At 72.3% G+C, this 18,716-nt stretch carries 22 protein-coding genes; 9 read left to right on the top strand and 13 right to left on the bottom strand.

From position 1 onward, the window contains the following. Positions 1-159: 159 nt before the first annotated feature. From ASG32_RS13270 to ASG32_RS13255, 4 genes are all read right to left on the bottom strand, one after another. Positions 160-369, bottom strand: coding sequence for a hypothetical protein (locus ASG32_RS13270; RefSeq protein ID WP_026605187.1), 210 nt, complete (start codon positions 367-369; stop codon positions 160-162). A gap of 106 nt (positions 370-475) precedes the next feature. Further along, the gene (locus ASG32_RS13265; RefSeq protein WP_056526667.1) at positions 476-796 is read right to left on the bottom strand and encodes a polyhydroxyalkanoic acid system family protein; all 321 of its coding nucleotides are present in this window, start codon (positions 794-796) and stop codon (positions 476-478) included. A gap of 99 nt (positions 797-895) precedes the next feature. Then, positions 896-1,207 carry a hypothetical protein gene (locus ASG32_RS13260; RefSeq protein WP_020094728.1) on the bottom strand — a complete coding sequence of 104 codons (312 nt, stop codon included), beginning with the start codon at positions 1,205-1,207 and terminating at the stop codon, positions 896-898. Between the two features lie 83 nt (positions 1,208-1,290). Beyond that, positions 1,291-1,521, bottom strand: a complete 231-nt coding sequence (locus ASG32_RS13255) for a hypothetical protein (RefSeq protein ID WP_020094727.1) — start codon at positions 1,519-1,521, stop codon at positions 1,291-1,293. Between the two features lie 513 nt (positions 1,522-2,034). Here ASG32_RS13255 and ASG32_RS13250 point away from each other — a divergent pair. Both ASG32_RS13250 and ASG32_RS34480 read left to right on the top strand, forming a co-directional pair. Further along, positions 2,035-2,352 (top strand): hypothetical protein, encoded by a 318-nt coding sequence (locus tag ASG32_RS13250; RefSeq protein WP_056526664.1) that lies wholly within the window; start codon positions 2,035-2,037, stop codon positions 2,350-2,352. Positions 2,353-2,757: 405 nt separating this feature from the next. Beyond that, on the top strand, positions 2,758-2,988 hold the full coding sequence (locus ASG32_RS34480; protein WP_056526661.1) for a hypothetical protein: 231 nt from the start codon (positions 2,758-2,760) through the stop codon (positions 2,986-2,988). On the opposite strand, the gene ASG32_RS13240 is transcribed toward ASG32_RS34480, so the two are convergent. Beyond that, a complete protein-coding gene (locus tag ASG32_RS13240) occupies positions 2,985-3,227 on the bottom strand; it encodes a hypothetical protein (protein WP_020094724.1) in 243 nt (80 codons plus the stop codon). The genes ASG32_RS34480 and ASG32_RS13240 overlap by 4 nt on opposite strands. Positions 3,228-3,259: 32 nt before the next feature. Continuing rightward, complete coding sequence (locus ASG32_RS13235; RefSeq protein ID WP_020094723.1) at positions 3,260-3,514, bottom strand: hypothetical protein; 255 nt, start codon at positions 3,512-3,514, stop codon at positions 3,260-3,262. Positions 3,515-3,935: 421 nt separating this feature from the next. Here ASG32_RS13235 and ASG32_RS13230 point away from each other — a divergent pair, with 421 nt between their 5' ends. Next, positions 3,936-4,751: an SDR family oxidoreductase gene (locus tag ASG32_RS13230; RefSeq protein ID WP_056526658.1), complete on the top strand. Its 816-nt coding sequence runs from the start codon at positions 3,936-3,938 to the stop codon at positions 4,749-4,751. A 68-nt stretch (positions 4,752-4,819) separates the two neighbouring features. Here ASG32_RS13230 and ASG32_RS13225 read toward each other — a convergent pair whose 3' ends face one another. From ASG32_RS13225 to ASG32_RS13215, 3 genes are all read right to left on the bottom strand, one after another. Continuing rightward, a complete protein-coding gene (locus ASG32_RS13225; protein WP_056526656.1) occupies positions 4,820-6,070 on the bottom strand; it encodes an ATP-binding protein in 1,251 nt (416 codons plus the stop codon). Between the two features lie 152 nt (positions 6,071-6,222). After that, positions 6,223-8,469 carry a molybdopterin cofactor-binding domain-containing protein gene (locus ASG32_RS13220; protein WP_056526651.1) on the bottom strand — a complete coding sequence of 749 codons (2,247 nt, stop codon included), beginning with the start codon at positions 8,467-8,469 and terminating at the stop codon, positions 6,223-6,225. An 11-nt stretch (positions 8,470-8,480) separates the two neighbouring features. Beyond that, positions 8,481-8,927 carry a (2Fe-2S)-binding protein gene (locus ASG32_RS13215; protein ID WP_020094719.1) on the bottom strand — a complete coding sequence of 149 codons (447 nt, stop codon included), beginning with the start codon at positions 8,925-8,927 and terminating at the stop codon, positions 8,481-8,483. A 603-nt stretch (positions 8,928-9,530) separates the two neighbouring features. Between ASG32_RS13215 and ASG32_RS13210 the strand changes: the two genes are divergently transcribed. Next, positions 9,531-10,913 (top strand): mercuric reductase, encoded by a 1,383-nt coding sequence (locus ASG32_RS13210; RefSeq protein ID WP_056526648.1) that lies wholly within the window; start codon positions 9,531-9,533, stop codon positions 10,911-10,913. Positions 10,914-10,916: 3 nt separating this feature from the next. Here ASG32_RS13210 and ASG32_RS13205 read toward each other — a convergent pair whose 3' ends face one another. Then, positions 10,917-13,451 carry an MFS transporter gene (locus tag ASG32_RS13205; protein ID WP_056526645.1) on the bottom strand — a complete coding sequence of 845 codons (2,535 nt, stop codon included), beginning with the start codon at positions 13,449-13,451 and terminating at the stop codon, positions 10,917-10,919. 340 nt (positions 13,452-13,791) lie between these two features. Between ASG32_RS13205 and ASG32_RS13200 the strand changes: the two genes are divergently transcribed. The 5 genes from ASG32_RS13200 (at position 13,792) to ASG32_RS13180 (ending at position 17,008) form a co-directional block, all read left to right on the top strand. Next, positions 13,792-14,454, top strand: coding sequence for a response regulator transcription factor (locus ASG32_RS13200; protein WP_056526642.1), 663 nt, complete (start codon positions 13,792-13,794; stop codon positions 14,452-14,454). A 331-nt stretch (positions 14,455-14,785) separates the two neighbouring features. After that, positions 14,786-15,157, top strand: coding sequence for a response regulator (locus ASG32_RS13195; protein WP_056526640.1), 372 nt, complete (start codon positions 14,786-14,788; stop codon positions 15,155-15,157). A 224-nt stretch (positions 15,158-15,381) separates the two neighbouring features. Next, complete coding sequence (locus tag ASG32_RS13190; RefSeq protein ID WP_056526636.1) at positions 15,382-16,119, top strand: HAMP domain-containing sensor histidine kinase; 738 nt, start codon at positions 15,382-15,384, stop codon at positions 16,117-16,119. Positions 16,120-16,365: 246 nt separating this feature from the next. Continuing rightward, positions 16,366-16,659, top strand: coding sequence for a hypothetical protein (locus tag ASG32_RS13185; protein WP_056526632.1), 294 nt, complete (start codon positions 16,366-16,368; stop codon positions 16,657-16,659). Positions 16,660-16,732: 73 nt separating this feature from the next. After that, a complete protein-coding gene (locus tag ASG32_RS13180) occupies positions 16,733-17,008 on the top strand; it encodes a hypothetical protein (RefSeq protein ID WP_056526629.1) in 276 nt (91 codons plus the stop codon). A 24-nt stretch (positions 17,009-17,032) separates the two neighbouring features. On the opposite strand, the gene ASG32_RS13175 is transcribed toward ASG32_RS13180, so the two are convergent. The 3 genes from ASG32_RS13175 to ASG32_RS13165 form a co-directional block, all read right to left on the bottom strand. Continuing rightward, complete coding sequence (locus ASG32_RS13175) at positions 17,033-17,245, bottom strand: hypothetical protein (RefSeq protein ID WP_056526626.1); 213 nt, start codon at positions 17,243-17,245, stop codon at positions 17,033-17,035. Positions 17,246-17,310: 65 nt separating this feature from the next. Then, on the bottom strand, positions 17,311-18,159 hold the full coding sequence (locus ASG32_RS13170) for a methyltransferase domain-containing protein (RefSeq protein ID WP_056526624.1): 849 nt from the start codon (positions 18,157-18,159) through the stop codon (positions 17,311-17,313). Between the two features lie 185 nt (positions 18,160-18,344). Continuing rightward, the gene (locus tag ASG32_RS13165; protein ID WP_056526621.1) at positions 18,345-18,686 is read right to left on the bottom strand and encodes a hypothetical protein; all 342 of its coding nucleotides are present in this window, start codon (positions 18,684-18,686) and stop codon (positions 18,345-18,347) included. Positions 18,687-18,716 lie beyond the last annotated feature (30 nt).

Below are 18,716 nucleotides of genomic sequence, written 5' to 3'. Positions count from 1 at the left end.
CCCCGCCCGCAACCCGGGAAGGCGTGAGGAACGGCGCGAGTCCGCCCCTGCGCGGGCTCCCGCCGATGCGCCCCGGGGCCCGAGCGCGCCCTCCCCGGTCGCGCCGACGGCCTCGGTCTCACCCGTCCGCAGGTTCGGCGCGCCGGGTGCTGCGAGCGCTCACAGGGAACGCGGGGGCCGGCGCGCCAAGCGCTCGGCCTCCGCCTGCCACGCGTCGCGCTCGGCCTGAAGCGCCTCGATGCGGGCGTGGAGGTGGCCGGCGTCGATGGCGGTCTCCATCAGCATGTCCTGCGCGGTGGCGAGCTGCTGGCGCAGCTCGGCGTTCTCGGTCGCGAGCGCGAGGAGCAGGGCCGCCACGTCATCGCTCATCCGGGCCCCTGCGCCGCTACCGAGCCGGCGCGTTTAGCCCCGGCACGACCGGGCCACAACCGCCCCGCGGGCACCCCGGACCGATCGCCGCCCCGGGCCGCGCGCGTCAGGCGGCCTCGTCGGACAGGAGGCGCCCGACGTAGTGGCGCCCGACCGACTCGATGACGGGCGCGAACAGGCTGGCCATCCAGGGCACCAGCGCCTCGACCTCCAGCGCGTCATCCGCCACCTGGATGGCGACGCGCGCCGACTGCCCGTACCCGCTGCCCGAGAAGGAGCGGCGATTACCCAGCCAGTCCTCGGCCTCGACGCGGATCTTCTCCGCCTCCAGGCGACGGAAAGCCCAGTCCATATGCAGGTCGATGCGCCGGCGAACCTCGGCTGTCCCGAGGTCGTGCGGGACGGTGATCGTCAGACGCTTCGGCATCGGAATCTCCTCGCGGGCAAGCCCCGTGAGGTGCGGCCGGAAGGTTAACGCCCGGTGATCGGCGCCACCCGATCGACGTGCCGGGCGGACCGCCGGCGGTCAGTATCGGACCGTGCGGACGCCGCCGGCCCCGCCGCTCACGACGCTCCGGATGACCTCCTTGGTCGACGGGCTGATCCCACCGTCACCGCGCAGCCGGCGCCCGTCCGCCCGGTCGAGGCGCGCGACGTCGTCGGAGCATCGGTCCAGGGCGCGGCGGACCTTGGACGACAGCGGCCCGCCGCGTTCCGCCGGGGCGCCGGCCATCTCGAACCGCAGGCAGGACGCCAGATAGCCTTTCAGGTCGTCGAAGGCGGCGGCCTGGGCCCCCGACGTCAGGACGATGAAGATCAGGGCGGATCGGGCGAGCATCACGCGCTCCAGGGAAAGCGGTCCGCGCGGACAACGCGCGAGGGGCGTTGGTCCCGGAGGCCGCGCCCTCGCGGCCGCCGCACTCAGCCGCTGCGGCGGGGCGCCTGGGCCGCGTCGCGCCGCTGGTCCTGGGTTCCCCGACACTGCACGTATTCCGGCGTTCCCGGCTCGGCGCCGTAGCCCCGGCAGATCGCGTCGTCCTTCGCGGCGACGTCGGCCTCGCTCATGAAGAGCTCGCCGCGGCCGGGCCGGTTCGCCGCGTTGCAGGCCGTCAGGGCCGTGGCCGCGATGGCCAGAACGATGATGTGCTTCATGGGACTCCTCGCCGCCGATCAGCACCACAGCGGCAGGACGCTGTCGATGACGCTGTCGACGACGCTGCCGCGGCGTCCACAAGCCGGCGGTCGACATGGTTATCCAAGGATGGCCGGACCTTCGGCGCCACGCTGCGGTCCCGGCCGTCCACCGCACGGGGCCTGCTCGGCATGCAAGCCTGACGCCGCCGTGACCGGCGGTCCCTGCGGGGCCGACATGTCGTGTCGCCGGTGCAGCGGCGGCGCAACGCCGGCTAAGTATCTGCCTCTGCATCCTCCCAAGGCAGACCCACCTTCGGCCCCGCCGGCAGCGCCGCGCGGGGCCTTTTCGTGCGCCGATCCGGAGGGTTGGCGCGCCGCTCCCGGGCGAGATCCTGCGCGCCGGGCGCGGCCGGGCACGACGATCGGCGGCGCACGACGACGACGGGTATCGGAAACCGGGTCCGCGCTCCCGCGTTCGGGCACGGAGGCCCGTGCGTGAGGCACTGTCAGGGCCGAGATGCCAAGGAGCACATGATGCGTCATGCCCTCTTCGCCATCTTCGCGCTGGTCGCGGCGTCGCCCGGTTCGGCGCAGACCAGCACCGGTCCCGCACCGATCCGGCAACCCGGACCAGTGCAGCCGGTGACGCCGGGCACCCCGGCCGGAACCGTCGTCGTTCCCGGCGGCAGCCAGAACAGCGGTCCGGGCAGCACCGCCGTCGTCGCGCCCACCGAGATGGGGGCGACGACCATCACGACGGATTCGGCCGCCGGCGGGAATGCCGGCCAGCCGGAGCGCGGCGTACCCCAGGTCGGCAAGGGGAGCGGGGATGGCAGCGGCGGCAGCTGATCGCCGGACCCCGTCCTGAGGATCCGTCCCGCCCCGTGCCGGATCGAGGCGGGACAAGTGGACCGTCCCACCGCCGGCATCGCAACGCGGCGGGCGGCGGCGCGCAGGCACGGGACCATCGCACCGTTGACCCGCGGCCCGGGACCGCCTGTCGCCGGGGAGAGATGATCCCGCGCCGCGTTCAATTCAGATGCCGAGCAAATCTGTTGCGGGCCATCAAATTTCGATCGCTGTGTCTAATTCAGGTTCTGCTTTCAATCTAAGATAATTATCGGTGACCAAGTAATTGGTATCAACGTACCGGTAAAATTTATTTCCGATTCATCGATGCGGTGTTCGCACTCTCACGTTATAAAGATACTGTAGATTTAAAGCGACGCCGCCGCGCGTCCGTCGGAGATTGATTTGGCGGATCCGGAATTCGAGGGTGGAAAGTTCGGGCCGAACGACAAGAGATCGATGCTCCGGCAGATCGCGCACGCCCTCGGCGTGCCCGAAGACGCTTTCCTCGACGAATCCGAGGCGCTCGCCGCGATCGACATGACGGGGGATTTGCTGCGCGTCTGGCACGCGCTCACCCTGTCGGACCGCCGCTTGCTGCTGCAGATGGCGCGCGGGATGATCTCCCGCGGCTAGAACGGCCACGGCTCCTCCTGCGGCCCCGGCGCCGTCCGCTCGCCCGGCGCCACGAGGTCCACGATCTCGTCGAGTGGCTGCGTCACCCGGATCGTTCGTCCCGCCGCGGTGATGAACGTCTCGTTGCGCATCAGGTCGGTGTCGCTCAGCGCCTGGACGCTCGTCACGCGCAGCAGGTGCCGGCAGCCGTCGCCGTCCTGCACCTGGAGGAAGTTCCCGACCCGCCGAACCGCCGACATGGCGCTCTCCCGCCCCGCTGGTGATCTGTGGCCTAGGCGCCCTGCAGGCTCTCGGCGAAGTCGTCGGGGATCTCGCCCCACTGGCCGAGGATCGTGACGCCCTCCAGCTCGCCGGTCTCGTCGTCGGCCACCACCTTCAGCGCCGCCGCGCCCGGCATCCGCCTAGCCATGTTCTCGGCCTTCTTCACCGCCCCGCTCTCGGTCTGCGCAGGCTCCTGCCGGGCCGGCCGCAGCCGCTTCCGGTGCAGCTCGAAGGGCTGCACCACGAACGCCGTCCTCATCGCCATCGTCGTCCTGCACCCCGGTTCGTCACAGGTTCTCCACAGACCGCACGGGCCGCCCAAGGGCGCGCCACGACAGGGGTTTTCGAGCCGTATCCACACGCGTCCACGGGGTTGGAAGAAAAGTCTCGCCCGCAGATTGTGCCCGGCCCGCCTGTATGATCTGTTCCGTTTTCGTTCTAGCATGGCGAGGCCGCGGGTGCACCTCTCCCGGATCGACGCGCGGCGGATCTCGGGCGCCGACGCCGCCAGCGGGCCGGCGCCGCACCGGCCTCCCCGCGCCTGCCCGACGGGCGTTGGGCAAGGCGGCCCGGTCATGCCACCGGGTCATACCAAGGTATGGCGCCGGCCCGCATCCGTATAAATGTAAGCCTCCGTCGCGATCGCTACACTTTCTGTCATTCAGCAGCACAGACGGAGAGTTGTCATGACGGAACGTGCCAAGGGAACTGCTCTGATCACCGGCGCTTCGGGCGGGATCGGCGCGATCTATGCCGAACGGCTCGCCGCGCGCGGCCACGATCTCATCCTGACCGCCCGGAACGCGGATCGCCTGGAGGCGGTCGCCGAGACGGTGCGCGGCGCCTCGGGCCGCACCGTCGAGGCGCTCGCGGCGGACGTCAACGACCGTGCCGGTCTCCGGCGCGTCGAGGACCGGCTGCGGAGCGACCCGGCGATCACCCTCCTGGTCAACAACGCCGGCTTCGGCTCGGCGGCCCCGCTGCTCCAGGCGGATCCGGACGAGATGGAGCGCATGATCGGCGTGAACGTCACGGCCGTGACGCGCCTCGCCTACGCGGCGGCGCCGGCCTTCGTCGCGCGGGGGCACGGGGCGATCATCAACGTCGCCTCGACCGTCGCCCTCAATCCCGAACTGCTCAACGGCGTCTACGGGGCGAGCAAGGCCTACGTTCTCGCCTTCACGCAGGCGCTGCAGCACGAACTCGCCCCCAGGGGCGTCCGGATCCAGGCGGTCCTGCCCGGCGCGACGGCCACCGAGTTCTGGACCGTGGCCGGCGTCGGCGGCCACCGGAACCTCCCGGCCAGCATCGTCATGACGCCGTCCGACCTGGTCGCGGCCGCGCTCGCGGGGTTCGATGCCGGCGAGGTCGTCACGATCCCGCCCCTGGAGAACGGTGCCGCTTGGTCCGCGCTGGACGCTGCGCGCCTCGAGCTCGCCGCCCAGCTCGGCGCGGCGACGCCGGCGAGCCGGTACCGGACCGCGCGCGCCGACGCCGCCTGAGGCCCTCGGGGGGCGTCCCGGCCGGGGCGTCCCTGCCCGCTCCCTGCCCGCTTCCCGCGGCCGCCCGGTCAGGACCGGGCGAGCGGCAGGCACACCGAGAAGCGGGCGCCCGGCGCCCCGTCGCGGGGCCTCGCGTCGATCGAGCCGCCATGGGCCGCCACGATGGTCCGGCAGATCCGGAGACCGAGGCCGAGCCCCTCGGCCCGCGTCGTGAAGAAGCCGTCGAACAGCCGGTCGACGGTGACGGGATCGAGGCCCGGCCCGTTATCGACGACGTCGACCGTGATCGACCCGTCCCGGCAGACGGTCTCGACCGCGATCTCGGGCCCGGGGGTCCGCGCCTGCCGATGGATCTGGATGGCGTTCATCAGCAGGTTGACGAAGACCTGCTGCAGCTGGATCCGGTCCGCGAGGACCTGCGCGGCCGCGTCCGCCGGGGCGACGGTGAGCCTGATCTCGGTGCGGTTCAGGTCGTGCGCCACGAATCGCGCGGCCTCGGCCAGGACCTCCGCCACGGAGACGGACGCGCGGACGCTGTCCCGCTTGGCGGCCATGCGGCGGGTGCGATCGATGATGTCCCCGGCCCGCGTGACCTGATCGACGATGCGCTGGCATTGACGCCGGAGCAGATCGCGGTCGAGATCCGCGCGATCGAGCAGGCGCAGCATCGCCCCGGCGGTCATGCCGATCGACGACAGGGGCTGCCCGAGCTCGTGCGCGATCGACGCCGAGAGCTCGCCCAGCGTCGAGATCCGGGAGACGTGGGCCAGCTCGTCGCGCAGCACCTCCAGCGACATCTGCCGCGCGACGTGCTCGGTGATGTCCACGAAGGAGGCGAGCCACAGGCCGGAGGTGGCGCTGTCCGCCCGCGGGACCACGCAGAACAGCGTCTCGAAGCGCGATCCGTCGAGCCGGACGCTGTGCGCCTGCTGCTGGAACGAGGTCGCGCCCGCCGCGAAGGCCCGGGCGGAATTGACCTGGGCGGTGCAGAGCGGGTCGAAGAAGCGCTGCGTGCGCTGCCCGATCATGTCCGCGCGTCCGCCCGCGCCGAACATCCGCACCGCCGCCTCGTTGACGTCGAGGATGACCATCCCGTGCCGCAGGCGGTCGGCCACGTCCGGATGCGCGTCGAGGTGGGCGGCGATGTCGGTGATTCCGGCCGCCCGCAGCGCGTCGAGGGTGGCGACCCGCTCGCGGGCATCGACGACGACGAAGCCGATCGTCGAGACCTTCATGCAGACGAGGTACCACGCGTCGTTCCAGTCGGCCTCGCTGGCCACGACGATCCGGTCGGCCGTCGGCGTCAGACCGTTGCTCATGTCGGCGGTTCCCGGGGCCGGCCCCGATTCAGGCCCGCCGCGCCCCCGCTATACGGCATCCGAAAATCCCGCTTCCAGTCGGGACGCGGGACTTTCGGGGGCGGGCCCCGGGGTCATCGCCCGGGGTCATCGCCCGGGGTCATCGATCGGCGTCAGGTCCCCGAGAGGGTCTCCTTGGCCAGGGGCAGGCTGCGCAGGCGTCGGCCGGTCAGCGCCGCGACCGCGTTGACCACCGCCGGCGGCACGCCGGGCAGGCCGGGCTCGCCGATGCCGCCCATCGGCGCCCCGCTCTCGACGATCGCCACGTGCACCCGCGGCATCCGCTCCCGGTCGAGGATCGGGTAGGCGTCGAAGTTCCGGGCCTGCCGCTCCCCGTTCTCATAGACGACCTGCTCCAGCAGCGTCGACGAGAGACCGAGCGCCGCCGCGCTCTCGACCTGGCGCTTCACGATCGCCGGGTTAACCACGCGGCCCGGATCGATGGCGATCCAGAGATCGTGCACCCGGGCCTCGCCGTTCTCGAGCGACACCTCGGCGATCGTCGCCGTCTCCGACCCGAACGGCGAGGCCATCGACACGCCCCGCGCCCGCCGCGTGCCGTCCTGTGCCCGGAACGGCCCGCGCGTCCAGCCGCCCGCGAGGTCGGCCACCGCCTGCAGCAGGGTGCGTTGGCGGGCGCTGTCCCTCAGGAGCGTCATCCGGAGGGCGAACGGGTCCTGGCCGCCGGCCTGCGCGATCTCGTCGAGGAAGCTCTCGTAGAAGTAATCGTTCATCGAGTGCCCGACCGAGCGCCAGAACGCGATCGTCACCGGGTGCGGTACCTTCACGTAGGTGAGCCGCCGGTTCGCGATCGCGTAGGGCTTCCGGTCGAGGCCCTCCACCACGGAGGAATCCACCGGCCCCTTGAACAGCGCGCCGAACCAGCGCCCGATCGGGCCCTCCCCCACCGCGGTGGTCTCCAGCGCCACCGGCATCCCGTCCGGACCGAGCGCCGCCCTGAACCGGGCGAAGCTCAGGGGGCGGACGGCGTCCATGCCGAACTCCTCCTCCCGCGACCACAGAACCCGCACCGGCTTGCCCGTCGCCTTGGCGAGCAGGATCGCCTGCGGGAACGGGCTCGCCGGCCCGTAGTGGAAGTGGCGCCCGAAGAAGCCGCCGAGCATCGGCGAGTGGATCCGGACCTGATCCGGCTGCAGCCCGGCGGTCTTGGCGGCGACCTGCTGGAACAGCTCCGGCATCTGGTTCGGCACCCAGAGGTCGAGGCTGCCGTCGGGGGCGAAGCGCGCCACCGCCGAGGGCGGCTCGAGCTGCGCGTGCGCGAGGTAGGGGGCGTCGTACGCCGCCTCCACCACCTTGGCCGCGCCCGCGAAGGCGGTCTCCGGGTCGCCGGCCTGCTCGGCCGGAACGCCGGGGCCGGCCGCGTCCCGGAGGGCGGCCAGCATCGCCGCCGAGGAGAAGCCCGCCGAGACGGTGGCGACGCCGTCGGGCGCCGGCCGGGTCCAGGTCACCTGCAGGGCCTCGACGGCCCTGCGGGCCCGCCACCACGTGTCGGCCACCACCGCCACCGCGCCCGGCAGCCGCTCGACCGCCTGGACGCCCGGCATCGCCTGGACCTCCGCGGCGTTGGCGATCGCCTCCGGCTCGGTGCCGAGATGCGGCGCGTGCCGGATCGCGGCGTGGACCATGCCGTCGAGCCGGATATCGATGCTGTAGACGGCCCGGCCGGTGGACTTGTCGCGCATGTCGAGGCGCGCCACCGGCTTGCCGATCCAGCGGAAATCTTTGGGATCCTTCAGGGGGACATCGTCCCGCGGCTGCAGCGCCAGCGCCGCGGCGGCCAGGGCGCCGTAGCCGAGGCTCCGGCCGGAGGCGGCGTGGATGACGCGCCCGTTCTCGGTGGTGAGGCTGGCCTGCGGCACGGCGAGCTCGGCGGCCGCCGCCCGCAGGAGCATCTCGCGGGCGGTGGCGCCGAGGCGGCGCATGGCCTCGAAGCTCGAGCGGGTGGAGAACGACCCGCCGGTCATCCGCAGGCCGTTGACGACCGCGTAGTCGGGGCCGGGCGGGGCGCATTCCACCGCGAAGCGCGCCGGGTCGAGGTCGAGCTCCTCGCCGATCGTCTGGGCGAGGCCGGTGTTGATGCCCTGGCCGCCCTCCACGAAGGGGCTGAGCAGCCGCACGCTGTCGTCGGGGCGGATCTCCAGGAACGCCGTCACGCGGGTCCCGGGTTTCGGCGCGACGGCCGCCGGGCCTTCGGCGCGGGTCTGGGCGGCGGCCGGCGCGAGCCGGAGGCCGATTCCGAGGAACAGCGCGCCCGAGGCGGCCCCCAGGAAGCCGCGGCGGGAGAGGTTGCGCACCGGTTCGCGACGGTCGGCGCGGCGGAGGGGCGTGAGGTCGGTCATCGTGCGCCTCCTCAGGCCGCGGCCTGCCGCACGGCGGCGGCGATGGCGTTGTAGGTTCCGCACCGGCACAGGTTGGTCATGGCGCCGGCGATGTCGGCCTCGGTCGGCTTCGGGGTCTGCTTGAGCAGGCTCGTGGCGGCCATGACCTGCCCGGACTGGCAGTAGCCGCACTGGGGCACCTCGATGCCGACCCAGGCGGCCACGACCCGGGCACCGACCGGGTCCTGCTCGATCGCCTCGATCGTCGTGATGGCTTGGTCGCCGACGCTCTCCAGGGGGATCTGGCAGGAGCGGGTCGCCGCGCCGTCGAGCAGCACCGTGCAGGCGCCGCACTGCCCGATGCCGCAGCCGTACTTCGTGCCGGTCAGCCCGAGGCTGTCGCGCAGGACGAACAGCAGCGGCGTGTCCGGTTCCGCGTCCACCGTGTAGCGACGCGCATTGATCGTGAGCTGGACCATCGTTCGACCTCGTGGGATGGGGACGCCGCGACGTGTCTCGGCGTGCGAACCGGCCGGGCGACGTCTCTTCGGGGACGGCCGAAGGCGCGGTCCGGATCGTGTGCCGTGTCGCGAGAGGTACCGCCGCCCCCGGCCGCGCGGAATCATACGAAGGTTAGGGGTCGTCACCCGAAACGGTGCCCTTCCGCGGCCTGTCCCCGGGATCAGGGCCGGCCGAGGATAGTCCATCGCCCGGGGTCTCGGCCCTGAAGGCTTCGCGCGTCGGCGCGCGGGCGGCCGGTCACGCGCCCGGGCCGCGGCCGCGGCGAACCTGCGTGTTCAGGGATCCGATCCTTCGAAGCGGAGGGCGCGGGATTGCGGCAGGCCGGCCGGCTGAAGCGCCGACCGGAACGGGTGATCGCCCGTCAGCGATGGACGGAACTGCGGTGATGGGCCGATCCGGCTCGGTCAGGCCGAGGTTTCGGTCGGATCATCCGAGACTCTATGTGCACGAAACCTGCGCGCCGGGCGGTCGGGACCGGTCTATCATACCGACGCATGATATCCGTTCGGTCGTGAGGCCTCTACGTTTTCCGCAGATCTCGGGATCGCGGAGGAAATACCATGGACGACCACTACGATGCCCTCGTGATCGGCAGCGGCGAGGGCGGCAAGTTCCTGGCGTGGCACTTGGCCAAGGCCGGCCAGAGGGTCGCGGTGATCGAGCGCCGCTGGATCGGGGGCTCGTGCCCTAACACCAACTGCCTGCCGAGCAAGAACGAGATCTGGAGCGCCGAGATCGCCCACCGCGCCCGGCAGGCCGATCGGTACGGCATCGAGACCGGCCCGGTCACGGTGGATATGGGCCGGGTGGTCGCGCGCAAGCGGGCGATGGTCCGCGACCTCATCGACATGCACCTCGACCGCTACCGCGAGAGCGGCGCGGAGCTCGTCATGGGAACGGCCCGCTTCACGGGCCCCAGAGCGCTCACGGTCGCGCTGAACGCGGGCGGCTCGCGCGCGCTCACGGCCGAGCAGATCTTCCTGAATCTCGGCACCCGCGCGACCATCCCGGACGTCCCGGGCCTGCGCGAGGCCGGGCCGCTCACCCATATCGAGGCGCTCGAACTCGACGCCGTGCCCGCCCACCTCGTCGTCCTCGGCGGCGGCTACGTGGGCCTCGAACTGGCCCAGGCCTACCGCCGGTTCGGCAGCGCGGTGACGGTGATCGAGCATGGCCCCCGGATCGCGGGCCGCGAGGATCCGGACGTGGCGTCCGCCCTCGCGCAGCTCCTCGAGGCCGAGGGGCTGGCGATCCGCACCGGCACGGAGGTGGTGCGCGTGCGCGGCCGCTCGGGCGAGGCCGTGGAGATCACGGTGCGCGGCGGCCCCGGTGAGGCGGTCATCGCCGCGAGCCACATCCTCGTCGCGGCGGGGCGCGCCCCGAACACCGACGGAATCGGCCTCGACCGCGCGGGCGTGGCGCTCACCGAGCGGGGCGTCATCGAGGTCGATGACCACCTCCGGACGAGCGCGCCGGGCGTCTGGGCCATCGGCGAGTGCGCGGGCAGCCCGGCCTTCACCCACGCCTCCGCGGACGATTTCCGCGTGATCCGCGACACGCTGGCGGGGATCCCGCGCTCGACCGCGGGCCGGCTGATGCCGTCCTGCCTGTTCACCGACCCGCCGCTGGCGCGGGTCGGTTCGACCGAGACGGAGGCGCGGGCGGACGGTCACGCCGTCCGGGTGGCGCGGCTGCCGATGGCGGCCGTGCTGCGCACGCGGACGACCGGGCAGACCGAGGGGTTCATGAAGGCCGTCATCGGCCCGGACGATCGCATCCTCGGCTTCACGATGCTCGGCGCGGAGGCCGGCGAGGTCATGGCCGCGGTCCAGGTCGCCATGCTCGCCGGCCTGCCCTACACGGCGTTGCGCGACGCGATCCTCGCCCACCCGACCACCGCGGAGGGGCTGAACAGCCTGTTCGCGGCCGTCCCCGCCCGCTGAGGCTCAGCCGGCGGCGCCGGCGACGGCGGCGGGCTCGGCTGCGGCGCCGCCCGCCCCGCCCGGCTCGGCCGCCGGCAGCTCGACCGCGAAGGTCGCGCCCGGCCCGTCGTTGTTCCCGCCGGTCAGCGTGCCGCCATGGGACTCGACGATGGTCCGGCAGATCGCGAGGCCGATGCCCATCCCGTCGCGCTTCGTGGTGAAGAACGGGCTGAACAGCCTGGGCAGCTGCTCCGGATCGATGCCGGTGCCGCTGTCGACGACCGCGATCCGCAGCCGGCCCGGCGCGGGGGCGGTCAGCGCGATCCGCAGCGCGCGGCGGGGCTCGGGCAGGTCGCGCACGGCGTGCAGGCCGTTCGTCACGAGATTGACCACGACCTGCTGCAGCTCGACGCGGTCGGCCAGGACGCGCGCCTCGGTCGCGGCGATCACCGTCCGCACCGTCGCCCCGGCCGCCAGGATCTCCCGGTCGAGGAGGGCCGCGACCTCCGCCAGGAGGGAGCCCAGGTCGAGGATCTCGGGCTGGCTGCGGTCGCGGCGGAGCTGCTCGCGCGTCCGCTGCACGATCCGGCTCGCCCGCATGCCGTCGCGGACGGCGCGCTCGGCCGCCCGCGCGGCCGCCTCGAGGTCCGGCATCTCGCGCCGCAGCCAGCGCAGGCAGGCCTCGGCGCTCATCACCATGGCGCCGATCGGCTGGTTGACCTCGTGGGCGATGGAGGCGGAGATCGCCCCGACGGTCGAGACCCGGCCCGCGCGGGCGAGCTCGGCCTGAGCCGCGAGCAGAGCCTCCTTGGCGCGCTCCCGCTCGGTCACGTCGATCATCGCGCAGGCAACCCGGTCGAGGGCCGCCTCGTCGTCCGGCAGCGCCACGACGAGGATCGCGGTCACCTCCCGCCCGTCGGCGCGGATCAGGCGGCCCTGGGCCTCGAAGCGGCCGCCCGCCCGGTCGATCCGCTGCAGGAGCGGCAGGACGAGGTCGTTGCCCGGCGGGAGGAAGCGGCTCATCGAGCCGAGCACCGCCTCGCGGGAGCCGCAGCCGAGGAGCCGCACCGTCGCGTCGTTGACGTCGACCAGCGCGATCCGCCGGGCGCAAGCGGCGACGAGCGCGGCGTCGGCCTGCCCGCGGAGGTCGGGCCCGAGGGCGCCGGCGGCCCGCGCCTCGGCGAGGTGGGCCTGCGCCTCGGAGAGATCGACCTCACACAGCGCGACGTGGCTCTGCTCGAACAGCGCGCGGTAGCGGCGCTCGCTCCGGGCGAGCGCGTCCAGCGCCCGCCGCCGGGCGCTCGTGTCGAAGGCGATGAGGCTGATCCCGCCGGTCAGCGCGAGGTAGAAGCCGACCGCGGTCAGGCCGCTCTGCGCGGCCAGCGCCTGGGCGATCATCGGCGAGAAGGCGCCGCCGATGATGCCGCCGACGTTGAACGCCACGGAGGTCCCCGTGTAGCGCACCTGCGGCGGGAACAGGCTCGGCAGCCACGCGCCGAGCGGCCCGTTGACGAAGCCCATCACCCACAGGGCGAAGGCCAGGAAGGCGAAGATGGTCGCGAGGGAGCCGCTGCCGAGCATCGGCGCCAGCAGGATCCCCGACACGATGGTCCCGGCGCAGCCGACGATCAGCACCCGGGCCGGGTCGAGCCGGTCCGACAGCCAGCTCGCGACGACGATGGCGGCGGCCATGAACAGGATCGCGCCGAGCTCGACCGTCAGGAACGAGGCCCGGGAGTAGCCGAGCGTCGTCGTGCCGTAGCCCAGCGCGAAGGCGGTGGCGGTCCAGAACAGGGAGAAGCACGCGACGACGCCGAACATCCCGGCGACGACCTGCCCGGCATGGTCGCGCATCAGGGCGACGAGGGGGACGCGCGGGGGCTGCGCGTCCTTCACGGCGGCGGCGAACTCCTCGGTCTCGCCGAGATTGGTGCGGACCCAGAGCCCGAGCCAGACCAGGGGTACGCTGAGCAGGAAGGGCACCCGCCAGCCCCAGTCCGCGAACTGCTCCGCGCTGAGGGTCAGGGTCAGGACGAGGAACAGGCCGTTGGCCACGAAGAAGCCGAGGGGCGCCCCGAGCGGCGCGAACATCGCGTAGCGGGCGCGCCAGCCCGGCGGGGCGTTCTCCAGCGCCAGCAGCGCGGCCCCGCTCCACTCGCCGCCGAGCGCCAGGCCCTGCCCGAACCGGAGGAGGCAGAGCAGGACGGGGGCGAGCCAGCCGGCCAGCGCGAAGGTGGGCAGCAGCCCGATGGCCGAGGTCGTGAGCCCCATCAGCAGGAGCGAGGCGACCAGCGTCGCCTTGCGCCCGATCCGGTCGCCGAAATGCCCGAAGACCGCGCCGCCGATCGGCCGGGCCACGAAGGCGAGGCCGAAGCTCGCGTAGGCGCTGATCAGCTCCGCCGATTGCAGCGCCGCCGGGAAGAACAGCGGCCCGAAGATCAGGCTCGCCGCCGTGGCGTAGATGTAGAAGTCGTAGAACTCGACCGTCGTGCCGATCAGGCTCGCGAGGAGGACCCGCGCCGTCGTCTGCCTGGGACGCGCGTCGCCCACCGCACTCATCTCCGCGCCTCGCTGCACAGCCTGTCGGACGGGCGCGGCCGGAGGAGGCGGGCGGCCGCGAGTCCCGGACCGGGAGGCGCTGACCTCGCCGGAGGTTGAGCCAGTCCCGGGGACAGTGCAACCGCTCATAGCCACAAGCTTGGCCGCGAGTCGATAGGTGCGTCGCGGGCGGTCCAGCGAGCGGTCCGGCGAGCGGCCATTCGGGGCGACCCGGGCCGGCGGTCCGTGCCGGCGGTCCGCGCCGTCCACAGACGGTCGGCTTGATCGGGCGCGGATACAACCTGTAAGCACGGCCCGTGCGGGCAGCCTGTCAGAGGCGCGCGGGGACTCGTCGATCACGATGTCAGGCAACGTCCGGGGTGGCGCGGCGAAGCCCGGCGCCGACACGGCCTCACCGCTGGTGGTCATCGTCGAGGACGACGAGGGCGTCCGCGAGGGTCTGCAGGATCTTCTGCACTCCGTCGGGCTCGACACCCTCGCCTACGGCGCGACGCGCGACCTCCTCGCGGCGACGCTGCCGGACCGCCCGGGCTGCCTGATCCTCGATGTGCGGCTGCCCGGATCCAGCGGCCTCGACCTGCAGGCGAAGCTCGCCGCGATGGGCAACCGCATGCCGATCATCTTCATGACCGGCCACGGCGACATCCCCATGACCGTCCAGGCCATGAAGGCGGGCGCGCTCGATTTCCTGACCAAGCCGTTCCGCGATCAGGACATGCTCGACGCCATCGCGGTCGCGATCGAGCGGGACAGGACCCGGCGGGCGTCGAGCGCGGGGGTCGCCGAGCTCGAGGCGCTGGCTGCGACCCTGACGGCGCGGGAGGCCGAGGTGATGGCACAGGTCGTCAAGGGGCTGCTCAACAAGCAGATCGCCCACGCCCTCGGAATCAGCGAGATCACGGTCAAGATCCACCGGGGCAACGTCATGCGGAAGATGGCGGCCGGCTCCGTGGCCGACCTCGTGCGCAAGACCGAGCTGCTCAAGGCCCGGGCCGCCGTCTGAGCCGGCCCATCGCCCCGTCGCTTCCGCAGACCCGGCCCGGGCCGATCGGCGCGGAACGATGCCGGACATCGCCGCGTTGGCACCCGCACTGGACAGATTCGTCGCGGCGATCGGATCGGGGATCGGCGAAGAAGTCCTGCCTAAACTCGTGAAATCCATGTCTACCGGGTCGCGTCGCGACGCCCCGGGTCCTGCGTTGCTGTGGCAGGACTCGGTTCATCGGGGTGTGAGTCCGTCGCGCGCATCAAACCATCGTATAATTTCGTCGGAGCCGCCGCCGGCCCACAGAGGTGGGATCGATGCGCCTTCGAGAGGCTCCGGAGGGAGATTCGTGCCGGTCGGGAAGAAAGCGGTCGCGGTCGTGGACGACGACGAGGCGGTTCTGGACGCGACGTCCAGCTTCCTCGAGGCGTTGGGCTACGACGCGCGGGCCTTCAACTCGGGCGAGGCCTTCCTGGCCGCCATGGCCGGCAGCGACGTGTCGTGCCTTCTGACGGACGTGAACATGCCGGGGATCAGCGGCATCGAGTTGCAGGACCGCGTCCGGGAGCAGCGCCCTGCCCTGCCGGTCATCATGATGACCGCGCTGACCGACGACGCACTCCGGCGCCGGGCCCTCGCCGGCGGCGCCCGCGATCTCCTGCGCAAGCCGCTCGTGGCCGACGAGCTGATCCGCTGCCTGGAAGAGACGATCGGGGCCTGACGCCAGGGCCTGACTCCAGTGCCTGACTCCAGGGCCTTTCAATCCGTGACGGGATCGCCGGCCGGCTCCGGACCGGCATCGCGCGCGTGCGCCGCCGTCACGCCGATCCGAGGACGGTCCGGTTAGGACATCAAACCTCCGTATGATTCCGGCGCGAACGGCCACGGTCCAAGGTCGCGCCATGGAAGCGGCGCGCCGTCGGCGGGCCGGACGAGGAGGCGGGGATGGGACTGACGATGGCGAGCCCGGGTGCGGCGCCCGACGAGGCCCTGCTGCGCGCGGAAACCGCCCGCAGCGCGATGGCCCGGCTGCTCGCCGTGGCCGGACACGACCTGAAGCAACCCCTGCAGGTGGCCCTCATGGCCATCGACCGCGCGGTCTCGGACGGCGTCGGTCCCCGGGCCGCGGCCCGGCTCGGCCTCGCCAGCGACGCGCTGGTGCGGCTCGGCCGCGAACTCGACGATCTGGCCCGCTCCTCCCAGGCCGGCAGCGTGGCGCCCCGGCTCGGTCCCGTCGCGGTCGCCCCGCTCCTGGAGGCGGTGGCAGCCGAGTGGGGACCCTACGCCGACGCGGTCGGGGTGCGTGTCCGGGTCTGCGCCACGGCGCTGACGGTCACGAGCGAGGTCGCCATGCTGACGACCATCCTGCGCAACCTCGTCGGGAACGCCGTGAAGTATGCGGGCCCGGGCGGCCGCGTCGTCGTCGGATGCCGCCGCCGGCAGGGGCGCGTCGCGATCGAGGTGCACGACGGCGGTCCCGGCATCGCGCCCGAACGGCTGGCGGGCATCTTCGACGCCTTCGACCGCGCCGGGCGCCGGGACGGGGCCGGTCTCGGGCTCGGCCTCCATATCGTCCGGCAGACCGCCGCGGCGCTCGATCACCCGGTCGCCGTGCGATCCCGGCGCGACCGGGGCTCGGTCTTCGGCGTGACCGCGCCCCGCCACCGTCCGGCATCCGCGTAGACGCTCCGGGACGATCCCGACGGCACCGCCGCCGCGGAGCAGGTCCGCCGTCCCGGTACCGGAGGCCGCGAAACGCCCGGACCGCGCGCGCAGGCCGCCGAAATCGGCGGTGTCCACGGCCACGCAGGCGTGCCGCGGCCACACGGCTTGCTCGCCAGGGTTGCTTGTGGAACCGTGTCGGCCTGAGACCCCGAAGAGGCGACGGATGCTCCGCACCGTGCTTTCGCAGACGGAGCGCGACCTGACATGACGGCTGGTGATCCGCCCAACAAGATGGCCGAAGTTGCCGGCCTTGCGGCCGCGATCGCCGACCACATCCTCGCGCAGCACGAGGCCGGGACCACGATCCCGCCGGACCAGTTCCGGATGCTGGTGAGCGCCGCCCGGATGCTCCTGGATAACGGCGTGGCTTGGCCGCCGTCGGTGACCTACCTCGTCATGGAAGTCGCCCGACGGGTCGAGGAGGCCGAGCCGCCGCCCAAGGGCGACGAGGTCGTGGCGCAGCTGGAGCAGGCGCTCGACGCGGCGAAACCGACCTGAGACTCACCGGAGACCGACCGTCACGCGGCGGGCGCGCCGATTTCCCGCGGGATCGGCGCCCTATATGGGCCCTATGCCCACACTCGGCCTCAAGCTCCCGCTCCGGATCTGCGTCCTCGAGAACGCCGCCTGCGTCGAGGATGCCGGCGGCCGGCGCACCGGCTACGTCTACTGGGACGAGGGCCGTTCGGGAGATGGTGACAGGCCCTTCACCCGCGCCGAGGCCATCGAGCAGGTCCGGATCATCGCGGGCGCCTGGGCCGGCGCCCTGGTCCACAGCGGCACCCTCGACACCGGCCCGGCGCCCGAGCCGGGTGCCGCCGCCGCCGAGCCGTCTCCGGAAGGCTGACCGCGCCCGGCCGAGCGGGATCCGCTACAGGCCGGTGCCGCTCACGTACGAGACCGGCGCGCCCGGACTCGAACTCGTCGCGGAGGCCGCGACGGTGGCGGCGATCCAGTCGCCGTCGCTGGTCCCGGACATCCGGCACTCCCGCGCCATGGCCCGCACTCGGCGGCGCCAGAGCCAGAGGCGGAGGGTGTGGATGAGGTCGTACATGGTCGGCCCCGCGCTGTCGCTCCCGTCCATGTGGGGCGCGCGGGCGGACCGCTCAAGCCTGCGGCGCCCGACCGGTCGAGCTCGGAAGCCCCGCCTCAAGCGGAGCGGTGCTTCATCACGAAGTGGAAGCCGAGCTCGGGATTCTTGCTGAAATCGGCGTCGTAGAACGCGTTCTCGTTGCCGGAGCCGCGGCAGAAATCCTTGAACTGAAACATGGTCATCGGGACAAATTCCAGCCCGTGCTGCCGGACAAGCTCGCGCCACCACGTCTCCGGCTTGACCGTCGGGTGGTAGCTCACGCCGTTGGCGACATCGTCGTATGTCGCGGCGGAGCCCACGAAAAGACCGCCGTCCGCCAAGTGGGATTTCACGTTCGCGAACAGCTGAGGAAGCAGCGATTCCTCGATGTGCTCGAGGACCTCCCACATCGTGATGACGTCAAATTTCGCTTTCGTCCCTGACCTCTGATCCATCAGAGCGAACGGCTTGGTGATATCGCATGTCTTCAGATAGTCCGGGATGATCGACCACTCGGCGCGCTGCGCGCGAAGGGAGTAATCGCTCCCCTCGATCCCGAATGCCGCGTTGCCCCGGATGAGGAAATCGAAGACGAGGCCGCCCCCCGCGCAGCCGAGGTCCAGGGCCCTGACCTTTCGGCCGAAATGGCTCTCGATCGCGTGGCAGAACCGCTGATTGCGCGTATTGTCATCCTTTGTGCCGCGCGGAACCGTGTGATCGTTGCTCTCGTAGGCGATCGGATGATCCGTCACGAGGCAGAAATCGTTCTTCGGCGCGAGCTGAACCACGGCGAGGCGCCGTACATCTTGCATCTGCGCCAACTGCTGCGCGTGAGCCGTCATGATCTTGCTGTCGAGGGCGGCATAGAGCTGGCGGCCGACGTCGAGGATCTGCTGCGTAATAAATTGCTTGTCCTGGTCGTCCATCACAAATTCCCGACGAGCGATCTCGAGCTGACGCGGTGTGGCCAGCGCCGAATTTATCCGAGATCCTGTATCAAATCTTTACGCTGCGACCCGAATTCGGATCGTGACGCGTCGGCGCGCTGCCCGACCGCGCAACGCTGTCCCTGATCTGCCGCCAGCCCGATCCGGTGAGCCGGCAGGACGCCTCACGCCCCTCTCGCGGGCAGACCCGCCCAGACCTCGCGGACGAGCGCGAGGCGCCGCTCGGCCCGGGCCGCGTCGGCGTCCGCGACTTGGTCGAGCACGGCCTCCAGCGCCTCGGATCCGCCGAGCGCGGCGGCCGCCTCGCCCTGGCGGCGCATGGCGGAGCGGTGCGCCCGCATCGCCGGCCCGGCCTTCTGCCCGGCCTCGATCGCCTCAAGGGTGGCGATCAGGGCGGCCGCGAACGGGGCGACGTCGCGCCACGAGGCTGCCGCGGGCGCCGGCTCGGGCGGGTGGGCACGCTCCGGCGGCGGTGCGGAGAAGTTGGTGGTGAGTGGGCGCTTCATGACGAACCTCCACGGGCGCGGTATCAGGGA

It is taken from the genome of Methylobacterium sp. Leaf361 (assembly GCF_001424445.1).
Taxonomy (GTDB): domain Bacteria; phylum Pseudomonadota; class Alphaproteobacteria; order Rhizobiales; family Beijerinckiaceae; genus Methylobacterium.
This window is presented reverse-complemented; position numbering and strand designations above follow the sequence as displayed.